General features: G+C 64.2%; 3 protein-coding genes and 1 pseudogene. 1 reads left to right on the forward strand and 3 read right to left on the reverse strand.

Going from position 1 to position 2,609, the window contains the following annotated elements; translation table 11 throughout:
- Window positions 1-367: 367 nt before the first annotated feature.
- Window positions 368-931 (reverse strand): alkyl hydroperoxide reductase subunit C, encoded by a 564-nt coding sequence (gene ahpC, locus IL54_RS19215; RefSeq protein WP_037479631.1) that lies wholly within the window; start codon window positions 929-931, stop codon window positions 368-370.
- Between the two features lie 105 nt (window positions 932-1,036).
- On the reverse strand, window positions 1,037-1,684 hold the full coding sequence (gene betI / locus IL54_RS19220; protein ID WP_237748966.1) for a transcriptional regulator BetI: 648 nt from the start codon (window positions 1,682-1,684) through the stop codon (window positions 1,037-1,039).
- Between the two features lie 136 nt (window positions 1,685-1,820).
- Here betI and IL54_RS19225 point away from each other — a divergent pair, with 136 nt between their 5' ends.
- On the forward strand, window positions 1,821-2,291 hold the full coding sequence (locus tag IL54_RS19225) for a hypothetical protein (protein ID WP_037479633.1): 471 nt from the start codon (window positions 1,821-1,823) through the stop codon (window positions 2,289-2,291).
- Here IL54_RS19225 and IL54_RS19230 read toward each other — a convergent pair.
- A pseudogene (locus IL54_RS19230) lies at window positions 2,279-2,609 on the reverse strand (hypothetical protein); the annotation flags it as partial. The gene IL54_RS19225 and the pseudogene IL54_RS19230 sit on opposite strands and share 13 nt — an antisense overlap.

The raw sequence follows: 2,609 nt of genomic DNA on the forward strand, positions 1-2,609 counted from the left end.
CCTTGTCCGACAGCTCGGCGATGTCGCCCAGCAATTCGCCCAGTTCGCGCGACTTTGCGCCTTCATCCAGCGAAGCCACCAGCTCGATCGGCTGAGTGATGTTCGCCAGATAGCCTTTCAGCTGTCCTTTGAGATTTGCGTCCAACATCGTGCCTTGCTCCGTTGCATGAAAGCGGGCCGCCGCCGACCATTGAGGGGAGGGGGACGTGCGGCGGCCCTTCGGGGGATGGTGCGACCCAAAGACCCCGATGAGAATAGGATGACGGTTTAGATAGTGTTGAAGGGTCCGCCGGGTTACGTGCCCTTTGGGGCAACCCGGCGGCCGTTCAGGGCAGCGCGACCAAGGGGGCCGCGCTGCGGGTCGTTTTTAGATCTTGCCGACGAGGTCGAGCGAAGGGGCGAGGGTGGTTTCACCTTCTTCCCACTTGGCGGGGCAGACTTCACCGGGATGGGCGGCGACATACTGAGCCGCCTTCACCTTGCGGAGCAGTTCGGTCGCGTTGCGGCCGACGCCTTCCGAGGTGATTTCCATGAACTGGATCACGCCTTCGGGATCGACCAGGAAGGTCGCGCGGTCGGCAAGGCCGACGCCGGGGCGCATCACGTCGAAATTGTTGGTGATCTGGCCCGACTGGTCACCCAGCATGTAATAGTTGATCTTGCCGATGGCGGGCGAGGTGTCGTGCCAGGCCTTGTGGCTGAAATGGGTGTCAGTCGAAACCGAATAGACTTCGACGTTCAAGCCCTGGAGGGTCGGGTAGATGCCGGCCAGGTCTTCCAGTTCGGTGGGGCAGACGAAGGTGAAGTCGGCGGGGTAGAAAAAGAAGATCGCCCACTTGCCCTTCACGTCGGCATCGGTGACGTCGACGAACTTGCCTTCCTTGTAGGCGGTCGCTGCGAACGGCTTGATGGTGGTGTTGATGAGAGCCATGGGCTGTCCAGTTCCTTATGTGGGTTGCTGTTGCCTGACCCATGTAGGGAAGCGGGCACCTTAATGGAAATTGGTTTTCTCGGATGGGGTAAGTGAGAAAAGCGATCACAGCCGATCGGATTGATCGACCCACTCACCGCGCCATTGGCCGAGCGCCAGCATCATCGCGCGTTCGACCATGGCCTGCGCCTCTTCCGCCGAGAAGGTGGAGGGATCGAGGCAGAGTTCGAGCCAGAGGCCATCGACGAGCGCGGTCAGGCTGATCGCGGCGAGCCGGGCGCGGGCGGGCGGCATTTCGGGCACGGCGGCGAGCAGCAGGGTTTCGAGCTGGGCGCGAGTGGCGGCATAGACTTGCGCATGGACGGCGGCGATGGCGGGATCGCTTTTGACGAGGCTCCAGAAGGCGATCCAGGTGGCGAGCAGGTCCGGGTCCAATATGGGCGCGCGGAAATTGGCCTGGAGGCAGGCGCGCAGCCGGTCGCGCGGATCATCGCCGGCTTCCTCCACCGCCTGGTCGAGCGCGGCGGAGACGGTGGCGCCGACATCCAGATAGGTGGCGAGGATGAGCGCGTTGACGCCCTCGAAATAATGGGTGAGCAGGCCGGATGACACGCCCGCCTGCGCGCAGATCGCGCGGACGGAGGTTCCGCCGACGCCCTTTTCCGCGAGGCAGCGCGCGGTCGCTTCGATCAGGGCCTGACGCCGGACGTCGGGCGTTTCCCGGACGAATTTCGCCCTGGGTCGTTGCATCATGCTGTTCGTCATATCGTCCCCCGATCTGCGTGTTTGGCGATAGACGGCGGCGCTGGCAAGGCGACGTCTCAGGCGCGGAGGGATCGAATGTGCCGTTTCGCGACTTGTTCTGCCCGATAGCCAAGGAGATCGACCGATGACCTGCCGCCTCTCGCCCCGCTTCACGCTGCCGTTGCTGCTGGCTGGCGCGCTGCTGACTGGATGTGGTCCTGCGGCCGAGACGAACAATGTCGCTAACGCCACGGCCAATGCGCCGACGGTCGAGACGATCGAGGATAGCGACGCGATCAATAGCGCGGATGGCCCGGCGGGGCGCTTGCCGACCGACGACTGGATCGGCCGCTGGACCGGGCCGGAAGGGCTGTTCCTCGATATTCAGCCCGCGCCCGATGGGAAGCCGGGCAGCTATGCACTGACCAACAAGGATAATCTCGACCGGCAGGGTGATTATGCCGGCATGGCCGAAGGGGCGATGATCCGTTTCACGCGCGATGGGAAGGAACTGACGATCCGGCCGGGCACGGGGGCGGAGACGGGGTTCAAATATCTCGCGGACAAGACCGACTGCCTGATCGTGGTGGCCGGGCAGGAGGGCTATTGCCGATAGGCGGTGAGACGCGCGGCCCATGGTAGGGTCAGTGCGTCGAACTGTGCTGCGCGGCGGGCGGTGATGGCGAGGATGGCGATGGCCGCGATCAGGTTGACGGGGATCAGCGTCAGGTCCGACACCGTCCGGCCGAAGAGCGGCGCGAGCCAGGCATAAGCGAGCCATGTCGGCTCCCAGCGCAACGTGCTGCGTTCGAGTATGTCGGCTGTGACAAAGGCTATGGCGACGCCGAGCAACACATGGTCGTAATCCAGCACATAAGGGGTGCAGAGCAGAGCCGCGCTGAGGGCGGCCGCGCCGCGCAAGGCCATGCTGCCC

The organism is Sphingobium sp. ba1, assembly GCF_000743655.1.
Lineage (GTDB): Bacteria > Pseudomonadota > Alphaproteobacteria > Sphingomonadales > Sphingomonadaceae > Sphingobium.

Excerpts from the sequence above, each read along its gene's own strand:
- IL54_RS19225 (WP_037479633.1), top strand. The coding sequence starts at position 1,821 with ATGACCTGCCGCCTCTCGCCCCGCTTCACGCTGCCGTTGCTGCTGGCT.
- ahpC (WP_037479631.1), bottom strand. The coding sequence starts at position 931 with ATGGCTCTCATCAACACCACCATCAAGCCGTTCGCAGCGACCGCCTAC.
- betI (WP_237748966.1), bottom strand. The coding sequence starts at position 1,684 with ATGATGCAACGACCCAGGGCGAAATTCGTCCGGGAAACGCCCGACGTC.